16 protein-coding genes, 2 tRNA genes and 3 rRNA genes are annotated in these 22488 nt (G+C 53.2%); 7 read left to right on the top strand and 14 right to left on the bottom strand.

Features of this window, described 5'->3' with window-relative positions; all coding sequences use genetic code 11:
• Positions 1–158: 158 nt before the first annotated feature.
• From PJU73_RS07440 to PJU73_RS07450, 3 genes are all read left to right on the top strand, one after another.
• The gene (locus PJU73_RS07440; protein ID WP_237091799.1) at positions 159–1205 is read left to right on the top strand and encodes a YjgN family protein; all 1047 of its coding nucleotides are present in this window, start codon (positions 159–161) and stop codon (positions 1203–1205) included.
• Positions 1206–1262: 57 nt separating this feature from the next.
• The gene (locus tag PJU73_RS07445) at positions 1263–2267 is read left to right on the top strand and encodes a M48 family metallopeptidase (protein WP_237091798.1); all 1005 of its coding nucleotides are present in this window, start codon (positions 1263–1265) and stop codon (positions 2265–2267) included.
• Between the two features lie 103 nt (positions 2268–2370).
• Complete coding sequence (locus PJU73_RS07450; RefSeq protein WP_237091797.1) at positions 2371–2829, top strand: hypothetical protein; 459 nt, start codon at positions 2371–2373, stop codon at positions 2827–2829.
• Positions 2830–3175: 346 nt separating this feature from the next.
• On the opposite strand, the gene PJU73_RS07455 is transcribed toward PJU73_RS07450, so the two are convergent.
• The 6 genes from PJU73_RS07455 to PJU73_RS07480 form a co-directional block, all read right to left on the bottom strand.
• Positions 3176–3463, bottom strand: a complete 288-nt coding sequence (locus PJU73_RS07455) for a ComEA family DNA-binding protein (protein ID WP_237091492.1) — start codon at positions 3461–3463, stop codon at positions 3176–3178.
• Positions 3464–3621: 158 nt separating this feature from the next.
• Positions 3622–3735 (bottom strand): 5S ribosomal RNA (gene rrf / locus PJU73_RS07460).
• Positions 3736–3855: 120 nt separating this feature from the next.
• Positions 3856–6740: ribosomal RNA gene (locus tag PJU73_RS07465) — 23S ribosomal RNA — on the bottom strand.
• Between the two features lie 374 nt (positions 6741–7114).
• Positions 7115–7190 (bottom strand) — tRNA-Ala (locus PJU73_RS07470).
• A gap of 5 nt (positions 7191–7195) precedes the next feature.
• A tRNA-Ile gene (locus PJU73_RS07475) sits at positions 7196–7272 on the bottom strand.
• A 94-nt stretch (positions 7273–7366) separates the two neighbouring features.
• A 16S ribosomal RNA gene (locus tag PJU73_RS07480) occupies positions 7367–8907 on the bottom strand.
• The 16S, 23S and 5S rRNA genes sit together here with 2 tRNA genes alongside, the layout of an rRNA operon.
• A 527-nt stretch (positions 8908–9434) precedes the next feature.
• Between PJU73_RS07480 and lpxB the strand changes: the two genes are divergently transcribed.
• A complete protein-coding gene (lpxB, locus tag PJU73_RS07485) occupies positions 9435–10622 on the top strand; it encodes a lipid-A-disaccharide synthase (protein WP_237090808.1) in 1188 nt (395 codons plus the stop codon).
• A gap of 106 nt (positions 10623–10728) precedes the next feature.
• Positions 10729–11319 carry a ribonuclease HII gene (gene rnhB, locus PJU73_RS07490; protein ID WP_237090807.1) on the top strand — a complete coding sequence of 197 codons (591 nt, stop codon included), beginning with the start codon at positions 10729–10731 and terminating at the stop codon, positions 11317–11319.
• A gap of 137 nt (positions 11320–11456) precedes the next feature.
• Here the strand turns inward: rnhB and PJU73_RS07495 are convergent, their stop codons facing one another.
• From PJU73_RS07495 to rpmE, 6 genes are all read right to left on the bottom strand, one after another.
• Positions 11457–12233 carry a ParA family protein gene (locus PJU73_RS07495; protein WP_237090806.1) on the bottom strand — a complete coding sequence of 259 codons (777 nt, stop codon included), beginning with the start codon at positions 12231–12233 and terminating at the stop codon, positions 11457–11459.
• A 118-nt stretch (positions 12234–12351) separates the two neighbouring features.
• Positions 12352–12990 (bottom strand): 16S rRNA (guanine(527)-N(7))-methyltransferase RsmG, encoded by a 639-nt coding sequence (gene rsmG, locus PJU73_RS07500; RefSeq protein WP_237090805.1) that lies wholly within the window; start codon positions 12988–12990, stop codon positions 12352–12354.
• Between the two features lie 74 nt (positions 12991–13064).
• Positions 13065–13493: a hypothetical protein gene (locus PJU73_RS07505; RefSeq protein ID WP_237090804.1), complete on the bottom strand. Its 429-nt coding sequence runs from the start codon at positions 13491–13493 to the stop codon at positions 13065–13067.
• 51 nt (positions 13494–13544) lie between these two features.
• Positions 13545–15440 carry a tRNA uridine-5-carboxymethylaminomethyl(34) synthesis enzyme MnmG gene (gene mnmG / locus PJU73_RS07510; protein ID WP_237090803.1) on the bottom strand — a complete coding sequence of 632 codons (1896 nt, stop codon included), beginning with the start codon at positions 15438–15440 and terminating at the stop codon, positions 13545–13547.
• A gap of 102 nt (positions 15441–15542) precedes the next feature.
• A complete protein-coding gene (locus PJU73_RS07515) occupies positions 15543–17198 on the bottom strand; it encodes an ArnT family glycosyltransferase (protein ID WP_237090802.1) in 1656 nt (551 codons plus the stop codon).
• A gap of 279 nt (positions 17199–17477) precedes the next feature.
• Positions 17478–17693, bottom strand: a complete 216-nt coding sequence (rpmE, locus tag PJU73_RS07520) for a 50S ribosomal protein L31 (RefSeq protein WP_237090801.1) — start codon at positions 17691–17693, stop codon at positions 17478–17480.
• 64 nt (positions 17694–17757) lie between these two features.
• Between rpmE and PJU73_RS07525 the strand changes: the two genes are divergently transcribed.
• Positions 17758–17937 carry a hypothetical protein gene (locus PJU73_RS07525; protein ID WP_272606911.1) on the top strand — a complete coding sequence of 60 codons (180 nt, stop codon included), beginning with the start codon at positions 17758–17760 and terminating at the stop codon, positions 17935–17937.
• 104 nt (positions 17938–18041) lie between these two features.
• On the opposite strand, the gene PJU73_RS07530 is transcribed toward PJU73_RS07525, so the two are convergent.
• Positions 18042–20837, bottom strand: a complete 2796-nt coding sequence (locus PJU73_RS07530; RefSeq protein WP_237090800.1) for an Rne/Rng family ribonuclease — start codon at positions 20835–20837, stop codon at positions 18042–18044.
• A 36-nt stretch (positions 20838–20873) separates the two neighbouring features.
• Complete coding sequence (locus tag PJU73_RS07535; RefSeq protein WP_237090799.1) at positions 20874–21056, bottom strand: hypothetical protein; 183 nt, start codon at positions 21054–21056, stop codon at positions 20874–20876.
• A gap of 373 nt (positions 21057–21429) precedes the next feature.
• Between PJU73_RS07535 and PJU73_RS07540 the strand changes: the two genes are divergently transcribed.
• Positions 21430–22434, top strand: coding sequence for an RluA family pseudouridine synthase (locus tag PJU73_RS07540; protein WP_371871484.1), 1005 nt, complete (start codon positions 21430–21432; stop codon positions 22432–22434).
• The last annotated feature ends 54 nt before the right edge of the window (positions 22435–22488 follow it).

The raw sequence follows: 22488 nt of genomic DNA on the forward strand, positions 1-22488 counted from the left end.
GAGCCGAAGACAGTACAGGTAGTACGGGACAGGTTTTGTCCGGATTGTTGTTTAATCCGGTTACAAAAACCGTTCTCTTTGAGCCGGGCGAGCCAACGCTGTAATACTTTTAAAGTGAATTCACGATAGTTCCACTCAAAAATCAAAACGGGAGCAATATGGACAACAATATCGAAACCCCCATGCCGTCTGAAAACCGCCCTGATAAGCTGCAGCGACAGCGTTTTCAGTTTCACGGCAATGCCGGAGAATATTTTCAGATTTGGATTGTCAATTTGGTGCTGGGCGTGATTACGCTGTCGTTTTATGCGCCGTGGGCAAAAGTGCGCCGCCTGCGCTATCTTTACGGCAACACGGCGCTGGCGGGCAACCGCTTTGATTTTACCGCTTCTCCGGGTCGGATTTTAATCGGGCGGATTATCGCACTGATTCTGTTTCTGCCGTTTGTGTTTTCTTCGCAAATCGACCCGCTGTATGTTTTAGCGGCTTGGGGCGTGCTGGCGCTTGCCATGCCGTGGCTGATTCGTTCGAGTATGCGTTTTTTGGCACGCAACAGTAAATACGGCAACAGCCGCTTTTATTTCTCGGCATCGGTCGGCAAAACTTATTGGGTGTGCATGAAATGCCTGCTGGTATCGGTATTCAGTCTCGGCCTGCTCTCGCCCTTAGCGCTGTATTGGTTCAAAGCCTACCAACTCAACCATCTTCATGCGGGACAGCTTCAGTTTAAACTGAACAGCGGCATCGGTCGTTTTTATAAAGCCTTGCTGCTGCCGTATCTGCTGGCGATGGCGGCTTATGTGTTGATGTTTGCTGCGCTGTTTGCAGGCAACGATGAATCGCCTGAAATCTTCGCCCTGCTGTTTTTCCCGCTATATCTCTTGATGTTGCTGAGTATCGTGCTGACACGGGCCTATCTGTTTCGGGCAACTTGGAACGGCACGCAGATCGGCAACAGCAGAATTTCAACCGATTTGAAACCGCTGACCTATCTGTGGATCAGCGTCAGCAATGTGCTTGCCTGCATTTTCACGCTCGGCCTGCTTCAGCCTTGGGCGTTTATTCGGATGTACCGCTACAAAATCGAGAGCCTGTCCATCAATTTGAGCGATGATCCGCAAACGCTGGAAAATCAGTTGCAGGAAAACACCACGGCACTCGGCGAAGAAATTGCCGATGTGTTTGATCTGGATATTTCGCTGTAATCCAAAATATCGGGGGCGTTTCCCCGATATTTCATTTCGATTGAGAGTGCCAAGTATATGAAACCCACTGCCTCCGTCCGTTATTACGACGGCAAAACCAATACACCCCACGCCGCCGAAATCTACCTGAACGAAGCCGGCTGCTTATGCGTTAAGCTCAACAACGGCAAAGAAATTTTATACGACTTGGCACAAACCGAATATATCGCCGCCGTCGGCAATATTCCGCCTGCGCTGGAACTGACCGACGACGGCCGTATCGAGTTCGAACAAGGCCAACCGCCCGCATGGCTGCCGCTCAAACGCAGGCAAATGTTCGCCCGTATCCAACACCTTGAAAAAAGCTGGAAATGGATCGGCATCAGCATCATTGCCGTTATCTGTTTCAGCATTTCCCTGTTTGTGTGGGGCATACCCGCCGCCGCCCGCTATACCGCCGAACACCTGCCGCCCGAAATCATGCGCCATGCCGGTGAACAGGCCGAGCAGGCATTGGTCGAACTCACCCAACCAAGCCGTCTGAAAACGCAGCGCCAAGAACAAATCAAAGCCCTGTATTACCAAACCCTCAAACCCGACCACCCCGCCAAACTGATTTTCCGCCAAGGCGGCGATTTCTTCGGCGCAAACGCCGCCGCCATCCCCAACAACACCATCATCATCACCGACGAATTAATCAATCTGACGCAACACGACCACGAAATCCTCGCCGTTTTGGCACACGAACAAGGCCATCTGATCCACCGCCACAGCCTGCAGCAAGCCCTGCAAGGTGTCGGCATCAGCATCTTCCTGTCTGCCCTGACCGGCGATGTCAGCGACCTGCTCACCACCCTGCCCACCGCCCTCGTCAGCGCCCAATATTCCCAAGCCTTCGAACTGGAAGCCGACCACCACGCCGTAGCCGAACTCAAACGGCTGGGCATCCCGCCTGAACGCCTCGCCACCTTCCTCAACCGCTTGGAAACAGAACACCGCCACAACGACGACGCACTGTCCCCGCTACTCAGCACCCACCCGATTACCTCCGAACGGGTCAAACAAATCCGACAGGCAAAATAAAAACAGGCCGTCTGAAAACAGGATTTTACTGAACAAAACCGATTTTCAGACGGCTTCAAATCTTTGCAAAATTTTAGTCATCACAATATAGAACGGGTTATCTATGTTTTACAACAATTCCGATGTCGATTCTTTCGTATTGATAACATTGATGGTTACAGGCTTTATTATTTTACCGATTCTGCTTTTAACCTCTATCGTGTTCACCATCCTCATCACCAATAAAGAAAAAGGCTCAATAGAACGTCAAAAGCTAACCCAAAAACTATCCCAAATTATTTGGATAGCCACATTTATCCCTTTTATTTCATTCATCACAGCCATCTTCCTCACACGAGCAGGCCGTCTTTGGATTACAGAACCAACCGTTTTATCCATCCTCTGGCCACTTTCCGTTGCAATCTTCCTCATTGGCTTCACCCAACGTTTATTTAAAAATAAACTTGATGATAAAAAAGCCATGATGCTGAATAAAGCAATCATCTGGCTTTATTTAATTGTTATCATGATCTGGTTCGGAGCAATGATGATGGCACTTGGGACATCTTTGTTGGCTATTTAAAGTTGGTGCAGATTGCGCACCATAGCACGCACGTGTTCTTTCATTTACAGTGAATCAACCGAATTGCCAGCACATTCCAAACCCAACACGCCCGTCATTCCTGCGAAAGTCGGAATCCATCTCGGCGGATTAGGTAACTGTTTTTTCTTGACAGTTTCCGAATTGGAAAGATGAATTCCGATAATACATTCATTTACTGTTGGTATTACCCAACCCCTCAATCAACCTAGCAATCCCCATTTTCCAGACGTCCCCCCTTTGTGGCAACGCAAAGCCGCCCGGGCTGTATAGTCCGGACGGCTTTACATTACGGTTTGATATTCCGGCGTTTACCCCGCCACCCTTCCTACTTTTTCAAAGCAGGGCCGGCCTTTTTAGCAGGCGGGGTGGAAGTAACGGCCTCCCCTTTCAGTTTCGAGAAGATGCCCTCCCCGATGCCTTTGACGTTTTTCAGCTCCTCGGGGGATTTGAACGCACCGTTAAGTTTGCGGTACTCTACAATGGCTTTTGCTTTGGCCGGGCCGATGCCGGGTAAGGCAGTCAGTTCGGTTTCGGAAGCGGTGTTGATGTTGACGGCTGCGGCGGCAAATGCGGTGGCAAGCATCAGTGCGGCTGCGGTAAGCAGTTTTTTCATGGTTTTTCTCCTTTGTGTGGGTTGTTTTGATTTGATGATACGGATTTTTTTGCAGCGGTTCAAGTTTTGGTGATGGGTTTTGGGGATTTGCTGTATCGTTTTGAGTGTTTATCAAATGAAGTAAGCCCCCGAGGAATCCTCAGGGGCTTGGAATGGGTGTTTGGCGGTGACCTACTTTCACATGGAAGAACCATACTATCATCGGCGCTGAGTCGTTTCACGGTCCTGTTCGGGATGGGAAGGCGTGGGACCAACTCGCTATGGCCGCCAAACTTAAACTGTACAAATTGTTAAGCCGTTATGCAGTTTCCTGCAGTTATTTATTGTTTAATCAACTGTTGGTGATGATTGAATCATCAGTAAGCTTTTATCTTTGAAGTTCTTCAAATGATAGAGTCAAGCCTCACGAGCAATTAGTATGGGTTAGCTTCATGCGTTACCGCACTTCCACACCCCACCTATCAACGTCCTGGTCTCGAACGACTCTTTAGGAGGATTAAATCCTCAGGGAAGTCTCATCTTCAGGCGAGTTTCGCGCTTAGATGCTTTCAGCGCTTATCTCTTCCGAACTTAGCTACCCGGCGATGCGACTGGCGTCACAACCGGTACACCAGAGGTTCGTCCACTCCGGTCCTCTCGTACTAGGAGCAGCCCCCGTCAAACTTCCAACGCCCACTGCAGATAGGGACCAAACTGTCTCACGACGTTTTAAACCCAGCTCACGTACCACTTTAAATGGCGAACAGCCATACCCTTGGGACCGACTACAGCCCCAGGATGTGATGAGCCGACATCGAGGTGCCAAACTCCGCCGTCGATATGAACTCTTGGGCGGAATCAGCCTGTTATCCCCGGAGTACCTTTTATCCGTTGAGCGATGGCCCTTCCATACAGAACCACCGGATCACTATGTCCTGCTTTCGCACCTGCTCGACTTGTCGGTCTCGCAGTTAAGCTACCTTTTGCCATTGCACTATCAGTCCGATTTCCGACCGGACCTAGGTAACCTTCGAACTCCTCCGTTACTCTTTGGGAGGAGACCGCCCCAGTCAAACTGCCTACCATGCACGGTCCCCGATCCGGATTACGGACCTGGGTTAGAACCTCAAAGACACCAGGGTGGTATTTCAAGGACGGCTCCACAGAGACTGGCGTCTCTGCTTCTAAGCCTCCCACCTATCCTACACAAGTGACTTCAAAGTCCAATGCAAAGCTACAGTAAAGGTTCACGGGGTCTTTCCGTCTAGCAGCGGGTAGATTGCATCTTCACAACCACTTCAACTTCGCTGAGTCTCGGGAGGAGACAGTGTGGCCATCGTTACGCCATTCGTGCGGGTCGGAACTTACCCGACAAGGAATTTCGCTACCTTAGGACCGTTATAGTTACGGCCGCCGTTTACTGGGGCTTCGATCCGATGCTCTCACATCTTCAATTAACCTTCCAGCACCGGGCAGGCGTCACACCCTATACGTCCACTTTCGTGTTAGCAGAGTGCTGTGTTTTTAATAAACAGTCGCAGCCACCTATTCTCTGCGACCCTCCAATGCTTACGCCGCAAGGGCTTAACATCGAAGGGCATACCTTCTCCCGAAGTTACGGTATCAATTTGCCGAGTTCCTTCTCCCGAGTTCTCTCAAGCGCCTTAGAATTCTCATCCTGCCCACCTGTGTCGGTTTGCGGTACGGTTCTGATTCAACTGAAGCTTAGTGGCTTTTCCTGGAAGCGTGGTATCGGTTACTTCGTGTCCGTAGACACTCGTCATCACTTCTCGGTGTTATGAAGACCCGGATTTGCCTAAGTCTTCCACCTACCGGCTTAAACAAACTATTCCAACAGTTTGCTAACCTAACCTTCTCCGTCCCCACATCGCATTGAATCAAAGTACAGGAATATTAACCTGTTTCCCATCGACTACGCATTTCTGCCTCGCCTTAGGGGCCGACTCACCCTACGCCGATGAACGTTGCGTAGGAAACCTTGGGCTTTCGGCGAGCGGGCTTTTCACCCGCTTTATCGCTACTCATGTCAACATTCGCACTTCTGATACCTCCAGCACACTTTACAATGCACCTTCTTCGGCCTACAGAACGCTCCCCTACCATACCTTACGGTATCCGCAGCTTCGGTTATAGATTTGAGCCCCGTTACATCTTCCGCGCAGGACGACTCGACCAGTGAGCTATTACGCTTTCTTTAAATGATGGCTGCTTCTAAGCCAACATCCTGGCTGTCTGGGCCTTCCCACTTCGTTTACCACTTAATCTATCATTTGGGACCTTAGCTGGCGGTCTGGGTTGTTTCCCTCTTGACAACGGACGTTAGCACCCGCTGTCTGTCTCCCGAGGAGCAACTTGATGGTATTCTTAGTTTGCCATGGGTTGGTAAGTTGCAATAACCCCCTAGCCATAACAGTGCTTTACCCCCATCAGTCTCATACTCGAGGCACTACCTAAATAGTTTTCGGGGAGAACCAGCTATCTCCGAGTTTGTTTAGCCTTTCACCCCTATCCACAGCTCATCCCCGCATTTTGCAACATGCGTGGGTTCGGACCTCCAGTGCGTGTTACCGCACCTTCATCCTGGCCATGGATAGATCACTCGGTTTCGGGTCTACACCCAGCAACTAGTCGCCCTATTAAGACTCGGTTTCCCTACGCCTCCCCTATCCGGTTAAGCTCGCTACTGAATGTAAGTCGTTGACCCATTATACAAAAGGTACGCAGTCACACCACAAGGATGCTCCCACTGTTTGTATGCATCAGGTTTCAGGTTCTATTTCACTCCCCTCCCGGGGTTCTTTTCGCCTTTCCCTCACGGTACTGGTTCACTATCGGTCGATGATGAGTATTTAGCCTTGGAGGATGGTCCCCCCATGTTCAGACAGGATTTCTCGTGTCCCGCCCTACTTGTCGTACGCTTAGTACCATTGATGAGATTTCGAATACGGGACTATCACCCACTATGGTCAAGCTTCCCAGCTTGTTCTTCTATCTCAACAATTATTACGTACAGGCTCCTCCGCGTTCGCTCGCCACTACTTGCGGAATCTCGGTTGATTTCTTTTCCTCCGGGTACTTAGATGGTTCAGTTCTCCGGGTTCGCTTCTCTTATCCTATGTATTCAGATAAGGATACACATTGCTGTGTGGGTTTCCCCATTCGGACATCACCGGATCATAGCTTTATTGCCAGCTCCCCGATGCTTTTCGCAGGCTTACACGTCCTTCGTCGCCTATCATCGCCAAGGCATCCACCTGATGCACTTATTCACTTGACTCTATCATTTCAAGAACCTCTTTGACTTCGCTTTGCTCCCGTTGACTAGGAAACTCGGCTTAAGGTTTTTACTTTGATAAAGCTTACTGCTTTGTTGTGTGTTGCTCCTGCCTTTTGTGTTTCAGGAGCAACTCGATACAATCATCACCCAAATACTGTGGTTTACTTCTTGGTAACGTTTAGTGTTTGCAAACATTAAACGTTAAAGTAAACCGACATTGTCTTTGTTTGTTGATTTCGGCTTTCCAATTTGTTAAAGATCGATGCGTTTGATATTGCTATTACTCCGCAAATCAAAATGAGCTGGGCATTCTATCAGCTTCCTATCTTTTGTCAATAGGATTCTGTTTCCCAACTTGCTTTGATTTGTGAAGTTGGTGGAGGCAAACGGGATCGAACCGATGACCCCCTGCTTGCAAAGCAGGTGCTCTACCAACTGAGCTATGCCCCCATTCTTGGTGGGTCTGGGAGGACTTGAACCTCCGACCCCACGCTTATCAAGCGTGTGCTCTAACCAGCTGAGCTACAAACCCAGATTTAACTCTTAAGCCTTCACTCAAGTGTTATCCGCATCTCTATCTACAGTTTACCGATAAGTGTGAGTGCTTAAAGCCTCTTCTTCTCTAGAAAGGAGGTGATCCAGCCGCAGGTTCCCCTACGGCTACCTTGTTACGACTTCACCCCAGTCATGAAGCATACCGTGGTAAGCGGCCTCCTTGCGGTTAGCCTACCTACTTCTGGTATCCCCCACTCCCATGGTGTGACGGGCGGTGTGTACAAGACCCGGGAACGTATTCACCGCAGTATGCTGACCTGCGATTACTAGCGATTCCGACTTCATGCACTCGAGTTGCAGAGTGCAATCCGGACTACGATCGGTTTTGTGAGATTGGCTCCACCTCGCGGCTTGGCTACCCTCTGTACCGACCATTGTATGACGTGTGAAGCCCTGGTCATAAGGGCCATGAGGACTTGACGTCATCCCCACCTTCCTCCGGCTTGTCACCGGCAGTCTCATTAGAGTGCCCAACTTAATGATGGCAACTAATGACAAGGGTTGCGCTCGTTGCGGGACTTAACCCAACATCTCACGACACGAGCTGACGACAGCCATGCAGCACCTGTGTTACGGCTCCCGAAGGCACTCCTCCGTCTCTGGAGGATTCCGTACATGTCAAGACCAGGTAAGGTTCTTCGCGTTGCATCGAATTAATCCACATCATCCACCGCTTGTGCGGGTCCCCGTCAATTCCTTTGAGTTTTAATCTTGCGACCGTACTCCCCAGGCGGTCAATTTCACGCGTTAGCTACGCTACTAAGCAATCAAGTTGCCCAACAGCTAATTGACATCGTTTAGGGCGTGGACTACCAGGGTATCTAATCCTGTTTGCTACCCACGCTTTCGAGCATGAACGTCAGTGTTATCCCAGGGGGCTGCCTTCGCCATCGGTATTCCTCCACATCTCTACGCATTTCACTGCTACACGTGGAATTCTACCCCCCTCTGACACACTCTAGTCAGCCAGTTCAAAACGCAGTTCCCAGGTTGAGCCCGGGGATTTCACATCTTGCTTAACTAACCGTCTGCGCTCGCTTTACGCCCAGTAATTCCGATTAACGCTCGCACCCTACGTATTACCGCGGCTGCTGGCACGTAGTTAGCCGGTGCTTATTCTTCAGGTACCGTCATATGCAGTCGATATTAGCAACTGCCCTTTCTTCCCTGACAAAAGTACTTTACAACCCGAAGGCCTTCTTCATACACGCGGCATGGCTGGATCAGGCTTGCGCCCATTGTCCAAAATTCCCCACTGCTGCCTCCCGTAGGAGTCTGGGCCGTGTCTCAGTCCCAGTGTGGCGGATCATCCTCTCAGACCCGCTACTGATCGTCGCCTTGGTAGGCCTTTACCCCACCAACTAGCTAATCAGATATTGGCCGCTCGAATAACGCAAGGCCCGAAGGTCCCCTGCTTTCCTCCTCAGAGCGTATGCGGTATTAGCTAATCTTTCGATTAGTTATCCCCCATTACTCGGTACGTTCCAATATGTTACTCACCCGTTCGCCACTCGCCACCCAAGAAGCAAGCTTCTCTGTGCTGCCGTCCGACTTGCATGTGTAAAGCATGCCGCCAGCGTTCAATCTGAGCCAGGATCAAACTCTTATGTTTAATCTCTAACTTTTTTAACTTCTGGTCTGCTTCAAAGAAACTGACAAGTCAATGTTAAAACATTTGTCTTGTCTGTCTTTTCAACAGTGTGAGGCTTTATGCACTCACACTTATCGGTAATCTGTCTGTTAAAGAGCGAAAACGAATTATCAGACTATTTTTCTTCGCTGTCAACTTTTTTCATCGAAATCTCTTTCAATCAATCCGGCCAACTGCTATAATCTTCTGTTCGTCTTTTTCTTCACCGCCGAAGCAGCGAAGAACCGAACTATACCCCTCGTCCCCAAACCAGTCAACACTGAAATTCAACTTTTCGCAGACAAAATCTACAAATACCTATCACAAAAGGAAATTTTGTTTGAAGATTTTTAAAGATTTTTGAAGTTTTTTCTGAAAAACGAAATCCCCCTCTGCTTCATTTCTTGCCCTTCCAAAATCACCCACACTAAATTTTCGCCAAAACCACACCACCCCTCACCAATATTTTCGGTACAATGCCTTAATCTTATTTTCAGACGGCCTATTTTATGAATCAGACAACCAATCTGCTGACTGTCGCCATCTGCGTGGGCGAGGCTTCGGGGGATTTGCTCGGTGCGCATTTGATGCGGGCGTTGCGGCAACAGCGGCCGGATATCCGTTTTGTCGGCATCGGCGGCGAACGGATGAAAGCGGAGGGATTTGAGAGCCTTTATGATCAGGAAAAACTGGCGGTACGCGGTTTTGTCGAGGTGATTAAACGGCTGCCTGCGATTTTGAGCATCCGCAAAGGGATCGTGAACGATTTAATCCGTATCCGCCCTGATGTATTTGTCGGCATTGATGCGCCGGACTTTAATCTCGGCGTGGCGCAGAAACTGAAAGCGGCGGGGATTCCGACGCTGCATTATGTCAGCCCGTCGGTGTGGGCTTGGCGGCGGGAACGGGTTAATACGATTGTTCATCAGGTGAACAAAGTATTGTGTCTGTTTCCGATGGAACCGCAGCTATATCTCGATGCGGGCGGACGGGCGGAATTTGTCGGCCACCCGATGGCGCAGACCATGCCGCTGGAAAACGATCGGGCTGCCGCCCGCCAAACGTTGGGGCTGGCGGAACATATTCCGGTATTTGCCTTGCTGCCCGGTAGCCGCACCAGTGAAATCGACTATATGGCACCGGTGTTTTTTCAGACGGCCTTGCTGCTGCTGAAAAAATATCCGAACGCCCGTTTTCTGCTGCCCGCTGCCACCGCCGCCACCCGCCGCCGTCTGACCGCTTTATTGGCACAACCCGAATTTGCAGCCCTACCGCTGCTGATGACCGACAAACAGTCGGATTTGGTCTGCACTGCCGCCGATGTGGTTTTGGTTACCAGCGGCACTGCCACGCTGGAAGTGGCGCTGTGCAAACGACCGATGGTGATCAGTTATAAAATTTCACCGCTGACTTATGCTTATGTGAAGCGCAAAATCAAAGTGCCGCATGTCGGGCTGCCGAATATCCTGCTCGGTCGGGAAGCTGTGCCGGAACTGCTGCAACACGATGCAACGCCGGAAAAACTGGCAGCGGCGGTGTCCGACTGGTACGACCAACCGCAAAAAACCGCAGCTTTACAAGAGGATTTCCGCCAACTGCATTTATTGTTGAAACAGGATACCGCCGCCCTTGCCGCCGCTGCCGTTTTAGCGGAAATTCCGGCGAAACAAAATGAACAGAGGCCGTCTGAAAAATGAGTGGAACGAATTTCTGCAAAGCCATAATCATTTTCCCAATTTTCAGACGGCCTGATTTCCGGACGACCATTCCGGTTTGATTTAACGATATACAACGGATTTTCTAATGCAACCCATTCTTTCCGCCGGCGTGGACGAAGCCGGGCGCGGGCCGCTGGTCGGTAGCGTATTTGCCGCCGCCGTAATTCTGCCCGCAGATTACCACCTGCCCGGTTTGACCGATTCCAAAAAACTCAGCGAGAAAAAGCGGGATATACTGGCGGAACAAATCAAACAGCAGGCTTTGGCATGGGCGGTGGCGAGTGCATCGGTCGCAGAAATTCACGAACTGAATATTCTGCACGCCACCATGTTGGCGATGAAGCGAGCCGTGGCCGCTTTGTCCCTGACACCCAGCAAAGTGTGGATAGACGGCAACCGTGTGCCGGAAAATCTCGGTATCGCCGCCGAAGCCGTGGTGAAAGGCGACAGCAAAATCATGGAAATTTCCGCCGCTTCAGTGCTGGCCAAAACCGCCCGCGATGCGGAAATGTATGCCTTAGACAAACGCTACCCGCAATATGGTTTTGCGCAGCACAAAGGTTACGGCACGGCCAAACATCTGGCGGCATTACAGCAATTCGGCGTTCTGCCCGAACACCGCCAAGATTTCGCCCCCGTGCGGGCATTGTTGGCACAGGGGCGTTTGTTTGAATAATTTTGAATAAAATATAGTGGAATAAAATAACGGGCAAAGCAGGTGATTGCCCGTTATTCACAATGCCGTCTGAAAACTGTATTTCCTATTTATGGAAACCCAATTTTCAGACGGCATTGCTTTCGCTTGTTACATCGTCAGACGGTTTTGCCGACCCGTTTCATCAGTTCTTCCGCCAATGCCAGATAGGCTTTTGCACCTTTGGCGGAAGCATCGTATGCCAAGGCGGGCATGCCGTGGCTGGGGGCTTCGGCGAGGCGGATGTTGCGGGGGATGGTGGTGTCGAACATGAGGTTGCCGAAATGCTGTTTGAGCTGTTCGCTGACTTCGACCACCAGTCGGCTGCGGCCGTCATACATGGTACGCACGATGCCGGTTACGTCTAATTTCGGGTTGATTGCCTGTCGGATTTTGCGCACGGTCGCTACTAAGTCGGAAATGCCTTCCAAGGCGTAATATTCGCACAACATCGGTACGATCACGCCGTTGGCGGCGACAAGGCCGTTGAGGGTTAAGAGTGTGAGCGAGGGCGGACAGTCGATCAGGACGAAATCGTAATCGCTATCCACGGCCTGCAAGGCGTTTTTGAGGCGGATTTCGCGGGCGATTTCCTGCACGAGTTCGACTTCTGCACCTGCCAAGGCTCGGTTGGCGGCCAATACGTCGTAGCCGCCGCTTTCGCTGCGGATCACAGCGCTGCGGATGTCGGTGTCGCCCAATACGACTTGGTAAACGCCTTGTTCGATGGCGGCTTTGTCGATGCCGCTGCCGGTGGTGGCGTTGCCCTGCGGGTCTAAATCAATGACCAAAACCCGTTGTTTTCTGGCGGCGAGTGAGGCGGCCAGATTGACGGTGGTGGTGGTTTTGCCGACGCCGCCTTTTTGGTTGGCAACGGCGATGATTTGTGCGCTCATAATGTTCGGTTATTCAGGTTGGTTGGCTGGGATTGTACCGTTATTTGGCGAAAATGGATATACGGTTTAGCTGGCGCAAATTTCGTTTTGGTTTCGTAGAAACTCGTTACACTCATTTTCAGACGGCCTGCGCTGCGGTTTGGCGCAAAATCACCATATGGCGCTCGGCATTGAGTTGCGGCACATGGAGCGTGTCCACTTTTTCCACGGTGATGTTTTGCGGCAAGCGGGCGATTTCCTCATGCGGATACACGCCTTTCATGGCTGCCCAGTAGCCGTCGGGTTTCAAGAGCTGCGCCGTCCAGCCGACAAAATCGGCGAGTTCGGCAAAGGCACGGCTGGTAATTACGTCTGCCTGCATATCGCTGACGGCTTCGACTCTGCCGCTGACGACCCGCACGTTTTTCAGTTCCAATTCAATCGCTGCCTGCTGCAGAAACGAGGTTTTTTTGGTGTTGGCATCCAACAGGGTAATCTGCAGGTCGGGGCGGCAAATGGCGGTGGGTATCCCCGGCTGGCCGCCGCCGGAACCGACATCAAGCATGGTTTGCGCACCGGCAACGTAGGGCAACAGCGTAAGGCTGTCGAGCAGGTGGTGGCTGACCATTTGCGATTCGTCCCGCAGGGCGGTGAGGTTGTAGGTTTTGTTCCACTTTTTGAGCAGGCCGATGTAGGCGAGCAGTTTTTCCTGCTCGCTGCTGCTGATTGCCAAACCCATTTCGGCAATCCCGGCTTGCAGCGTTTGGGCATGATTCATGTTGGTTTCCTTTGCCGTTTGGGGAAACAGGTCGTCTGAAATGTGTATTTTCAGACGGCCTGCGTTGCTGTTTATCAGCGGCCGTTGATATGGGTGTAGCTGTTGCTGCGCACGCCTTCAATCGGCGCTCGTTGGTGGTGGTAAGACGGGGTCAGCTGCTGGTTGGCAACGGGCTGCTGCACCACGGTACGCTCGACAATCACGGTGGTGCCGTCTTCACGTTGGTAAGTCGTGGTGGTGGTTTGCTCGGTTTGGGTTTCGTTGGTGTTGATCCGCTCGACGACGGTGTCTTTGCCCGGATGGTATTCGCGCGGCAAGCGGTTGTGGGCTTTGTCGTAATAATAGCTGTCGGCGAGGTTGTAATACACCACTTCGGCATCGTTGCCGACATAGGCCGGGAAGGATTCACCGGCGGTTTGAGTGGTCGCCGATACGCCGTGGGCGAACGCTGCGCCTGCGGATACGGCGGCAAATGCGAGCATCAGAGATTGATTCAGTTTCATAAAAAGTCCTTTTTATTCAGTTAGATTTCGGTATTCAGCAAAGCGCCGTTTTCAGACGGCATCTCTGAAGCCCCGTTTCAAATGTACCATCAGCAGTGCCACTGCTGCGGGGGTTACGCCGGAAATGCGGCTTGCCTGTCCGACGGTTTCGGGGCGGTTGGCATTGAGTTTCTGCTGCACTTCCGCCGACAGGCCTTTGACTTTGGCATAGTCGATGTCCTGCGGCAGTTTCAGCGTTTCAATGTCCCGCCGACCTTGGATTTCTTCGTTTTGGCGGTCGATATAGCCTTGATATTTCACTTGGATTTCTACTTGTTCCACTACATCGTCGCCCAGTTTTTCAGACGGCATGGCATCGGGCAAGGTCATCAGGGCAGCGTAGTCGATATTTGGGCGGCGCAACAGGTCGTGCAGATTGGCTTCGCGGCTGAGTTTCTGACCCAATACCCGCTCTTGTTCGGCCGCCGACAGTTTTTGCGGCGTGTACCACGTGCTTTTCAGGCGTTGGATTTCACGCTCGATGTTTTCCCGTTTGCGGTCAAACGCTTGCCATTGGGCTTCGGAAACCAAGCCGATTTTGTAGCCGTCTTCGGTCAGACGCATATCGGCGTTGTCTTCCCGCAACTGCAACCGGTATTCGGCACGGCTGGTAAACATGCGGTACGGCTCGTTCACGCCTTTGGTAATCAAATCGTCCACCAACACGCCCAGATACGCCTGTTCCCGCCGCAGCAGCAGCGGGTCTTGTTCCCGCACATACTGCACGGCATTGGCACCCGCCAGCAGGCCTTGTGCGGCGGCTTCTTCGTAGCCGGTCGTGCCGTTGATTTGTCCGGCGAAAAACAGACCCTGAATGGTTTTGGTTTCCAAGCTCGCTTTCAGGTTGCGGGGGTCGAAATAATCGTATTCGATGGCATAACCGGGACGCAGGATATGGGCGTTTTCCAAGCCCGTCATCGAGCGCACCAGCGCAATCTGAATATCGAAAGGCAGACTGGTGGAAATGCCGTTCGGATAATATTCGTGAGTGGTCAGGCCTTCCGGCTCAAGGAAAATCTGATGGCTGTCTTTATCGGCAAAGCGGTTGATTTTGTCTTCGATAGACGGACAATACCTCGGGCCGACACCTTCGATTTTTCCGGTAAACATCGGGCTTCGGTCGAAGCCGGAACGGATAATCTCGTGTGTTTTCAGATTGGTATGCGTAATCCAGCACGACACCTGCTGCGGGTGCATTCCGGCATTGCCCCGCACGGAAAACACCGGCACCGGCGTATCGCCCGGCTGCTCGGTGAGACGGGAAAAATCAATGGTTCGGCCGTCGATTCTCGGCGGCGTACCGGTTTTCAGACGGCCTTGCGGCAGTTTCAATTCCCGCAGACGGCCGCCCAAAGACTGCGCCGCCGGATCACCGGCACGCCCGCCTTCGTAGTTTTCCAAACCGATGTGGATTTTGCCCGATAAAAACGTACCGGCGGTCAAAACCACCGAACGTGCTTTAAATTCCACGCCCATGGCGGTCATCACGCCGCTGATGCGCTCACCCTCCAGCGTAACGTCTTCCACCGCCTGTTGGAACAAGTCCAGATGTTCCTGATTTTCCAGCATTTCCCGAATGGCGGCCTTATAGAGAATGCGGTCGGCCTGCGCCCGTGTCGCCCGCACCGCCGGACCTTTGGACGCATTCAGACGGCGGAACTGGATACCCGATTTATCGGTCGCCAGCGCCATTGCGCCGCCGAGTGCATCGACTTCCCGCACCAAATGGCCTTTGCCGATGCCGCCGATGGAAGGATTGCAGGACATTTGTCCCAAGGTTTCGATATTGTGGGTCAACAGCAGCGTGGCAGCGCCCATGCGTGCCGCCGCCAACGCCGCTTCCGTGCCGGCATGGCCGCCGCCGACCACGATGACATCATAAGTTTTAGGATAAATCATATTCGCCATAAATTGAATGTGTTATGTGAAGGCAAAACCGGACATTGTACGCCGTTTTGACCGATTGCGGAATACGGCGCAAGGCAGAATACCTGCGTGCAAACGCCTGTTTTACAGTTTTTCCAACAAGGCAAAACCTTCTGTTTTATTGCGGGGGCGTGCGCCTTGCCAAATCATGCGCCAGCCTGTCGGCGCTGCGGCGGTTTTGGGCTGCTCGACCAGACGGTAGGTGCAATGTTCGTCAAGCGTCAGCGGCAGATGGCCGTATTGCGCCCACGCCATGCGTGCGGTTTCCGCCTGCGGCGCAACACTGATACAGCTCAGGCCGTCTGAAATCTCTTTTTTCAGTTCGGCCGACAACGAGGCCTCCATTTGCCGCACCACTGGCGCATGGCTTTTGGCGGCATCAAGCCACGGCAGCAGCAGCGTCATCAGCAACGCCCACGCCAGCGTAACCCCCGCCGCCCAATTCGTTACCGCCTGTCGCCCGCGAATATTTTTGCGGGTAATCGCCAGCAGCCACAACGGGGTAAACAACACAGCCACCACCATCGGCATAGTGTCGATATCAGGCAGATAATACGGGCTGAAATAAGCGGCACGCTCCGCCAGTTTCGCCGGCCAGCCGTAATTGGCCGCCGCAAAACCCAGCCACAGAAACGCCGCCAGCAGCCCGAACGTCATAATGCCGAACCAGTTAAGAAACGCCGCCGCTCCCCGCCGCAAACCGTCCAACTGCGCCGCCGCCAGCAACGCCAAAGGCGGCAGCAGCCACACCAAACGCTCCTGCACCGGCTGCGGGTCAAACGACAGCAACAGCAACACCAGCACCAGCCACGCCGCCGCCAACACGCCCCACGCCTGCGCCGTAATCCGCATCCGCACACCGCTCCATACCGCCAGCGGCCACGCCGGAAAGGTAAACCACAGCAGGTTTTTCAGATAATACAGCAACGAGGCCGTCTGAAAAGCAGGCAGATTGTGCGGCTGCAAACCGCCCCAAATGCCCAACAGATAAGCGTCCCGCCACACTGCAAACTCTTGCGGCGAATACAGCCGCAACGCAAAAGGATACAGCGGCAGCAGCGGCAGCGCCACGGCAAATGCGCCGAACAGCGTCAGCCAATAACGTTTGAACCGCCATGCAGCGTGCAGCGGCAGCAGCAGCGCCAACGCCATCAGCGACAACGGCAGCAGCCAGCCTTCCGCCAGCGACAGCAACACCCAGCCGCCGCCCAACAGCAGCGAAGCGGCAATCACTTTTTTCCCCGCCAGCGAAAATCCGCATAAAATCAAACCCAAAGCCGCAAATGTCAGCGATGTGCCGTTGAGAAAATGCGTCATCGGCAACAAGCCGACACAACCGATCAACGCCAGCACCACGCTGCGCCCGTGATGTCGGCCTAAAAAATGAAACCCCGCCACGCCGCAGCCGAACAGCCCGACAGCAGTAAACAGTACACTGGCAAGCCGTGCCGCCGCATAAGCGTCCATTGCCCACGGCGAAAACAGCCGCACCAGCGTTGCCGCCGTCCACAAATACACCGGCGACACCGAAAAATCCGTGCGGCCCAATACATCGGCGTGCCAATACGCCCCGCTTTGCACAGCCGCTTCGACTGCGGTAAACAGCGCCGGCTCGTTCGGGTGCCACAAATCATGGGAAAACACGCCCGGCCACAGCCAGGCAAATGCCATCAGCAGCAGAAGCCACGGTTTTTCACGGGTTTTGAAAGTGGAAGCAGAAGGCGGGGTGTAGGTCAGCATAGATAGTCAGTATGATGAAAAATTCGGGGGAACAGGCAAAACAGTTGCCGCTTGCGGTTGGCGAATATCGTGAATTCACTTTATAGCGGATTTAATTAATTTTCGATACAAAGCAGCAAGCCGCAGACAGTACAAGTAGTACGGCAAGGTGCAGCAACGCCGTAGCGAAAGTTAAGTTAATCCGCTATATAGCCTAGTGTAACAAAATTCGCCGCAGGCAACAAAAAACCGAACCCTGCGCAGGATTCGGTTTTTCTTCCAACTTTCAACGGCAAGCGATTAGCGTTTGAACAGGTTGCCGAATTTGTTGTTGAATTTGTCCACACGGCCGGTGGTATCGACGATTTTTTGCTGACCGGTGTAGAACGGGTGGCACAAAGAGCAAACCTCGATATTGAAGCTGTCTTTTTCCAGCGCAGATTTAGTGGTGAATTTGTTGCCGCAAGAGCAGTTTACCGTGATTTCGTGGTAATTAGGGTGGATATCTTGTTTCATGTTATGTCCTTTTTGTTAAGCGGGCATAGGGGTTTTGCCTATGCTTCATGGATACGGAAAAGAAATGTCATCCCATTTCCTTACCGAAACGTGCGATTATTGCGATTTTTTGCTGAAACGTCAAGCGGATGTTGCGGTTTTTGTCGTTTTTGTGCAAATGCCGGAAACCATTTTCCGTATCGACAACAGGCCGTCTGAAAATGCGATTTTCAGACGGCCTCGGTTCAAATTGAAAGGCAAATGAAATAACCGGAACACCCCGCCAAGCGGAAAACCGCCCTTTTCCCCGCCGCACAAGCAGGCGGGGTTATATTGGCCGATAAATATTGTCCGGTTATTCCGCCATGCCTAAGCCTGACGGGTTTCGACCTGAACCATTTCTACAGCGGCGATGTCGGCGGCGGCCGGTTTCGGCACGTCGGCACGGCGCAGGGCGTTGCTCTGCTGCGGCTGTGCTTGGGCGGCAAAAGCGGCCAAGGCTTCGGCTTTGGTTTCGACAAAAATCAGGCCGTTGAGTTCGGGCAATTCGGTTTCGGCAACAGCCTGAACAGGCTCGGTTTCGGCGGCAACCGCTGTTTCCGCCTCGGTGGTGTCGGTTTCTTCCATCTCAATCACCAGCACGCTTGCCAAGGCTTCACGCACATTATCGGCGGCGGCACGCACCATGTCGTGTTCCTGCTCGGCTGCACCTGCGGCGGCAACGGTAGTATCGTCGCTTTCGATGGCGAACACGGCCGGTGCTGCGGTATCGATGATTTCCGGTACCACCACAACCAAAGGTTCGTTGCCCGCTTCGGCTTCGGCGGCATATCCGGCCTGTTCGTAACCGAGAACATGGGCGACGGCAAAACGCACTTTATCGGCGGTATCGGCGATATTGAGATATTGCTCGATTTTGGCTGCAGACGGAATATTGCGTTTTTTGCCGTTGTTGCGGCGGTCCCGCTGATTGCGGTTGTTGCGCTGGTTGCGGTTGTTGTTACGCTCACGGTTGCGTTTGCGTTCGCCCTCGTCCTGCTCCGCCGTTTCCACAACCGGATTGGCGGCAACCGGCGCTGCGACAGGTTCGGCGGCTTTTTCGGCGTTACGGTTGCGGCGGCGGTTGTCGCCGTTGCGGGCGGCCTTGGCATTTGCTTCGGGCTGAACGGCATTTTCAGACGGCATCACCGCCAATACTTCCTGCGGCTGCTGACGCTCTTCCTGACGCTCGCGGCGTTCCTGACGTTCGGCACGCTCGTTGCGTTCCCGACGGTTTTCCCGCACTTCGTTTTTGCTCTCGGCGGCTTTGGCGGCACGGTTTTCTTTGGCTGCGCCGACTTCCTGAACTTCGACTTTGCTGCTGTCCCGTTTGCCGTTGTGGCGCGGGGTTTGGCGGCGTTTGTTGCTGCGGCGGGCGTTGTTGCGGTTGACGGCGGTGTGTTTGCCGCTGTCTTTTTCAGCCGGTTTTTCGCTCTCGGTGTTTGAACCTGAGAAAATGCGGCCCAACCATGCTTTGAAGTTGTCCCACCATGTGGCTTTCTGCTCGGACACCACCGGCGCAGGACGGGTGTGTTTCACGCCTTTGACGGCAGGTTCGGGGCGGGCGGCTTTGGCTTTTTCGCTACCGAACGGTTTGCTGCTCTCGTCTTCTTCCGGCTCGACAACCCGTTTGTAGCTCGGCTCGGCATCTTCTTCCACATCGTCGATGCGGATGCGGCTGATTTCGTAATGCGGGTTTTCCAGATGGATATTCGGAATCAGCAAAACGGATACGTCCAAGCGTTCTTCCAAACCGAAGAGTTCGGCACGTTTTTCGTTGAGCAGGAAGGTTGCCACATCCACCGGCACTTGGGCATGCACCTCGCCGGTGTTGTCTTTCATCGCCTCTTCCTGAATGATGCGCAACACGTGCAGGGCGGTGGATTCGATGCCCCGAATCACGCCGGTACCGGCGCAGCGGGGGCAGGCAACGTGGCTGCTTTCGCCCAATGCCGGTTTCAGGCGCTGGCGGCTCAGTTCCAACAGGCCGAAGCGGGACAGTTTGCCCATCTGCACCCGGGCGCGGTCTTTTTTCAACGCATCGCGCAACACGGTTTCCACATCGCGCTGGTGCTTCGGATTTTCCATGTCGATAAAGTCGATCACCACCAAACCGCCCAAGTCCCGCAAACGCATTTGGCGTGCCACTTCTTCGGCGGCTTCCATATTGGTTTTGAAAGCGGTGTCTTCGATGTCGGCACCACGGGTGGCACGGGCGGAGTTTACGTCAATCGACACCAGCGCTTCGGTGTGGTCAATCACGATGGCCCCGCCTGAAGGCAGGCTGACGCTGCGTGAAAAAGCGCTTTCGATTTGGTGTTCGATTTGGAAACGGGAAAACAGCGGCGTGTGGTCTTCGTAGAGTTTCAGACGGCCTACGTTGTTGGGCATCACATAACTCATAAACTCGGCGATTTGGTCGTGTACTTCTTGGTTATCGACCAGAATTTCGCCGATATCGGGGCGGAAATAGTCCCGAATCGCCCGAATCAGCAGCGAGCTTTCCATAAACAGCAGATAAGGCTCGTGGTGGGCTTCGCCGGCTTCTTCAATGGCGTGCCACAGTTGCAGCAGATAGTTGAAGTCCCACTGCAATTCTTCCACGCTGCGACCGATACCGGCGGTACGGGCAATCAGGCTCATGCCGCGCGGCACGTCCAATTCCGCCATCGCTGCTTTCAGTTCCTGACGCTCTTCGCCTTCGATACGGCGGGATACGCCGCCGCCGCGCGGATTGTTCGGCATCAGCACCAGATAGCGTCCGGCCAGACTGATAAAGGTGGTCAGCGCTGCGCCTTTGTTGCCCCGTTCGTCTTTTTCAACCTGAACGATGACCTGCATACCCTCTTTCAAGACATCTTGAATGCGGGCCCGGCCGCCCTCGTAATCCTGAAAATAGGCACGGGACACTTCTTTAAACGGCAAAAAGCCGTGGCGGTCGGTTCCGTAGTCCACGAAACACGCTTCCAGCGACGGCTCGATACGGGTAATCACCCCTTTGTAAATATTGCCTTTACGCTGTTCTTTGCCCAGCGTTTCGATGTCTAAATCGAGCAGGTTTTGCCCGTCGACAATCGCAACACGCAGCTCTTCGGCCTGTGTTGCATTAAATAACATGCGTTTCATGATACCCTCGTCAATCTTGCGTTGCAGACGCAAGACTCAGTATGCACTCACGAGGCAGGGTGGTTTTACCGCCCAAATGCCGTTTTCCGTACGGCGGCGGCAGCTTCGGCGGTATTGGACATGAACATCAATCAGCCGACCCGGTGTAATCAGTTTTTGAATGGTCGTTCCGCAAGGATTCATGCCGTCTGAAAACGAAAGTTTCGCTAAAACGGCCATGTGCGGCGTGGATAGACAAAGAAGGTCATAAAGAACAATGCAGCCGGGAGAAATTCCGCTGCGGCGGCCGGTGCAGCACTTGTTGCCGCACCCGACCGGTAAGGGCCTGCATCGCTGCAAATCCCTGAAAACTTAGCCGTCATCTTCTTCACCGTTTGCCGGACTGTTCCGGCAAACCAATCAAACTTAATCACGCACTTCCGCCGGCGGGCTGTCGCAGGGCGGAAGGAAATGCTTTGCAGAGTGCGTTTTTAATATAAAATCTCTTTTTAACAGTAAATCCGTTTTCAGACGGCCTGTAAAGTTACAGCCCCGCCGTTGCGGCCGAGACTGCAGCGATATATTTTTCGGCTGCCGTACAAACAGAAAACGGATGGTTCGGATTATAGAGAAAATGAGCACAATAAGCAAAGATTCAGTCAGCCATATCCTAATCGGCAGCGAAGAAGCCGGGCAACGTCTTGATAACTATCTGATAAAAATCCTCAAAGGCGTACCCAAAAGCCATCTGCAGCGGATTATCCGCAGCGGCGAAATCCGCCTGAACAAAAAGCGTGCCAAGCCCGACAGCCGCATTGCCGCCGGTGATGTGTTGCGCATTCCGCCAATCCGCACCGCCGAAAAACCGCCCGCCCGCACCGCCGCCGTTCCGGCACGGGAATTCGATATCGTGTATGAAGACGAAGCGCTGCTGGTTATCGACAAGCCCGCAGGCGTGGCGGTACACGGCGGCAGCGGTGTGAGTTTCGGCGTTATCGAGCAGTTGCGCCGCGCCCGACCGGAAGCCAAATATCTGGAACTTGTCCACCGCCTCGACAAAGACACCAGCGGCTTGTTGATGATTGCCAAAAAACGCAGCGCTCTGGTGAAGCTGCACGAAATGATCCGCAACGACCACCCGAAAAAAATCTACACGGCGCTGGGCGTGGGCAAATTGCCCAACGACCGTTTCCACGTCCGCCTCCCGCTGTTTAAATACACTGGCGCACAAGGCGAAAAAATAGTGCGGGTCGGCGAAGACGGGCAGGCCGCCCACACCGTATTCCGTGTGCTAAACCGTTTTTCAGACGGCCTGTTGCACCAAGTCGGCCTCTCCGCCCTGACTCTGGTCGAAGCCACCCTAAAAACCGGCCGCACTCACCAAATCCGGGTTCACTTGCAATCGCAGAATTGCCCCATCGCCGGCGACGAACGTTACGGCGACTACCAAGCCAACCGGCGGCTGCAGAAACTGGGGCTGAAAAGAATGTTCCTCCACGCCTCGGAGCTGCATCTCGACCACCCGCTGAGCGGCGAAAAACTGGTGCTGAAAGCCCCGTTGCCGCAGGAATTGCAGCAGCTGGTCCTGATACTGTCGCACCCGAAAGCGGAACACTGAAAGGCCGTCTGAAAATCGTATGTTCCAAACCTGATTTTCAGACGGCATCAACTT

The sequence above is a fragment of the Neisseria lisongii genome, from assembly GCF_028463985.1.
GTDB classification, from domain to species: domain Bacteria; phylum Pseudomonadota; class Gammaproteobacteria; order Burkholderiales; family Neisseriaceae; genus Neisseria; species Neisseria lisongii.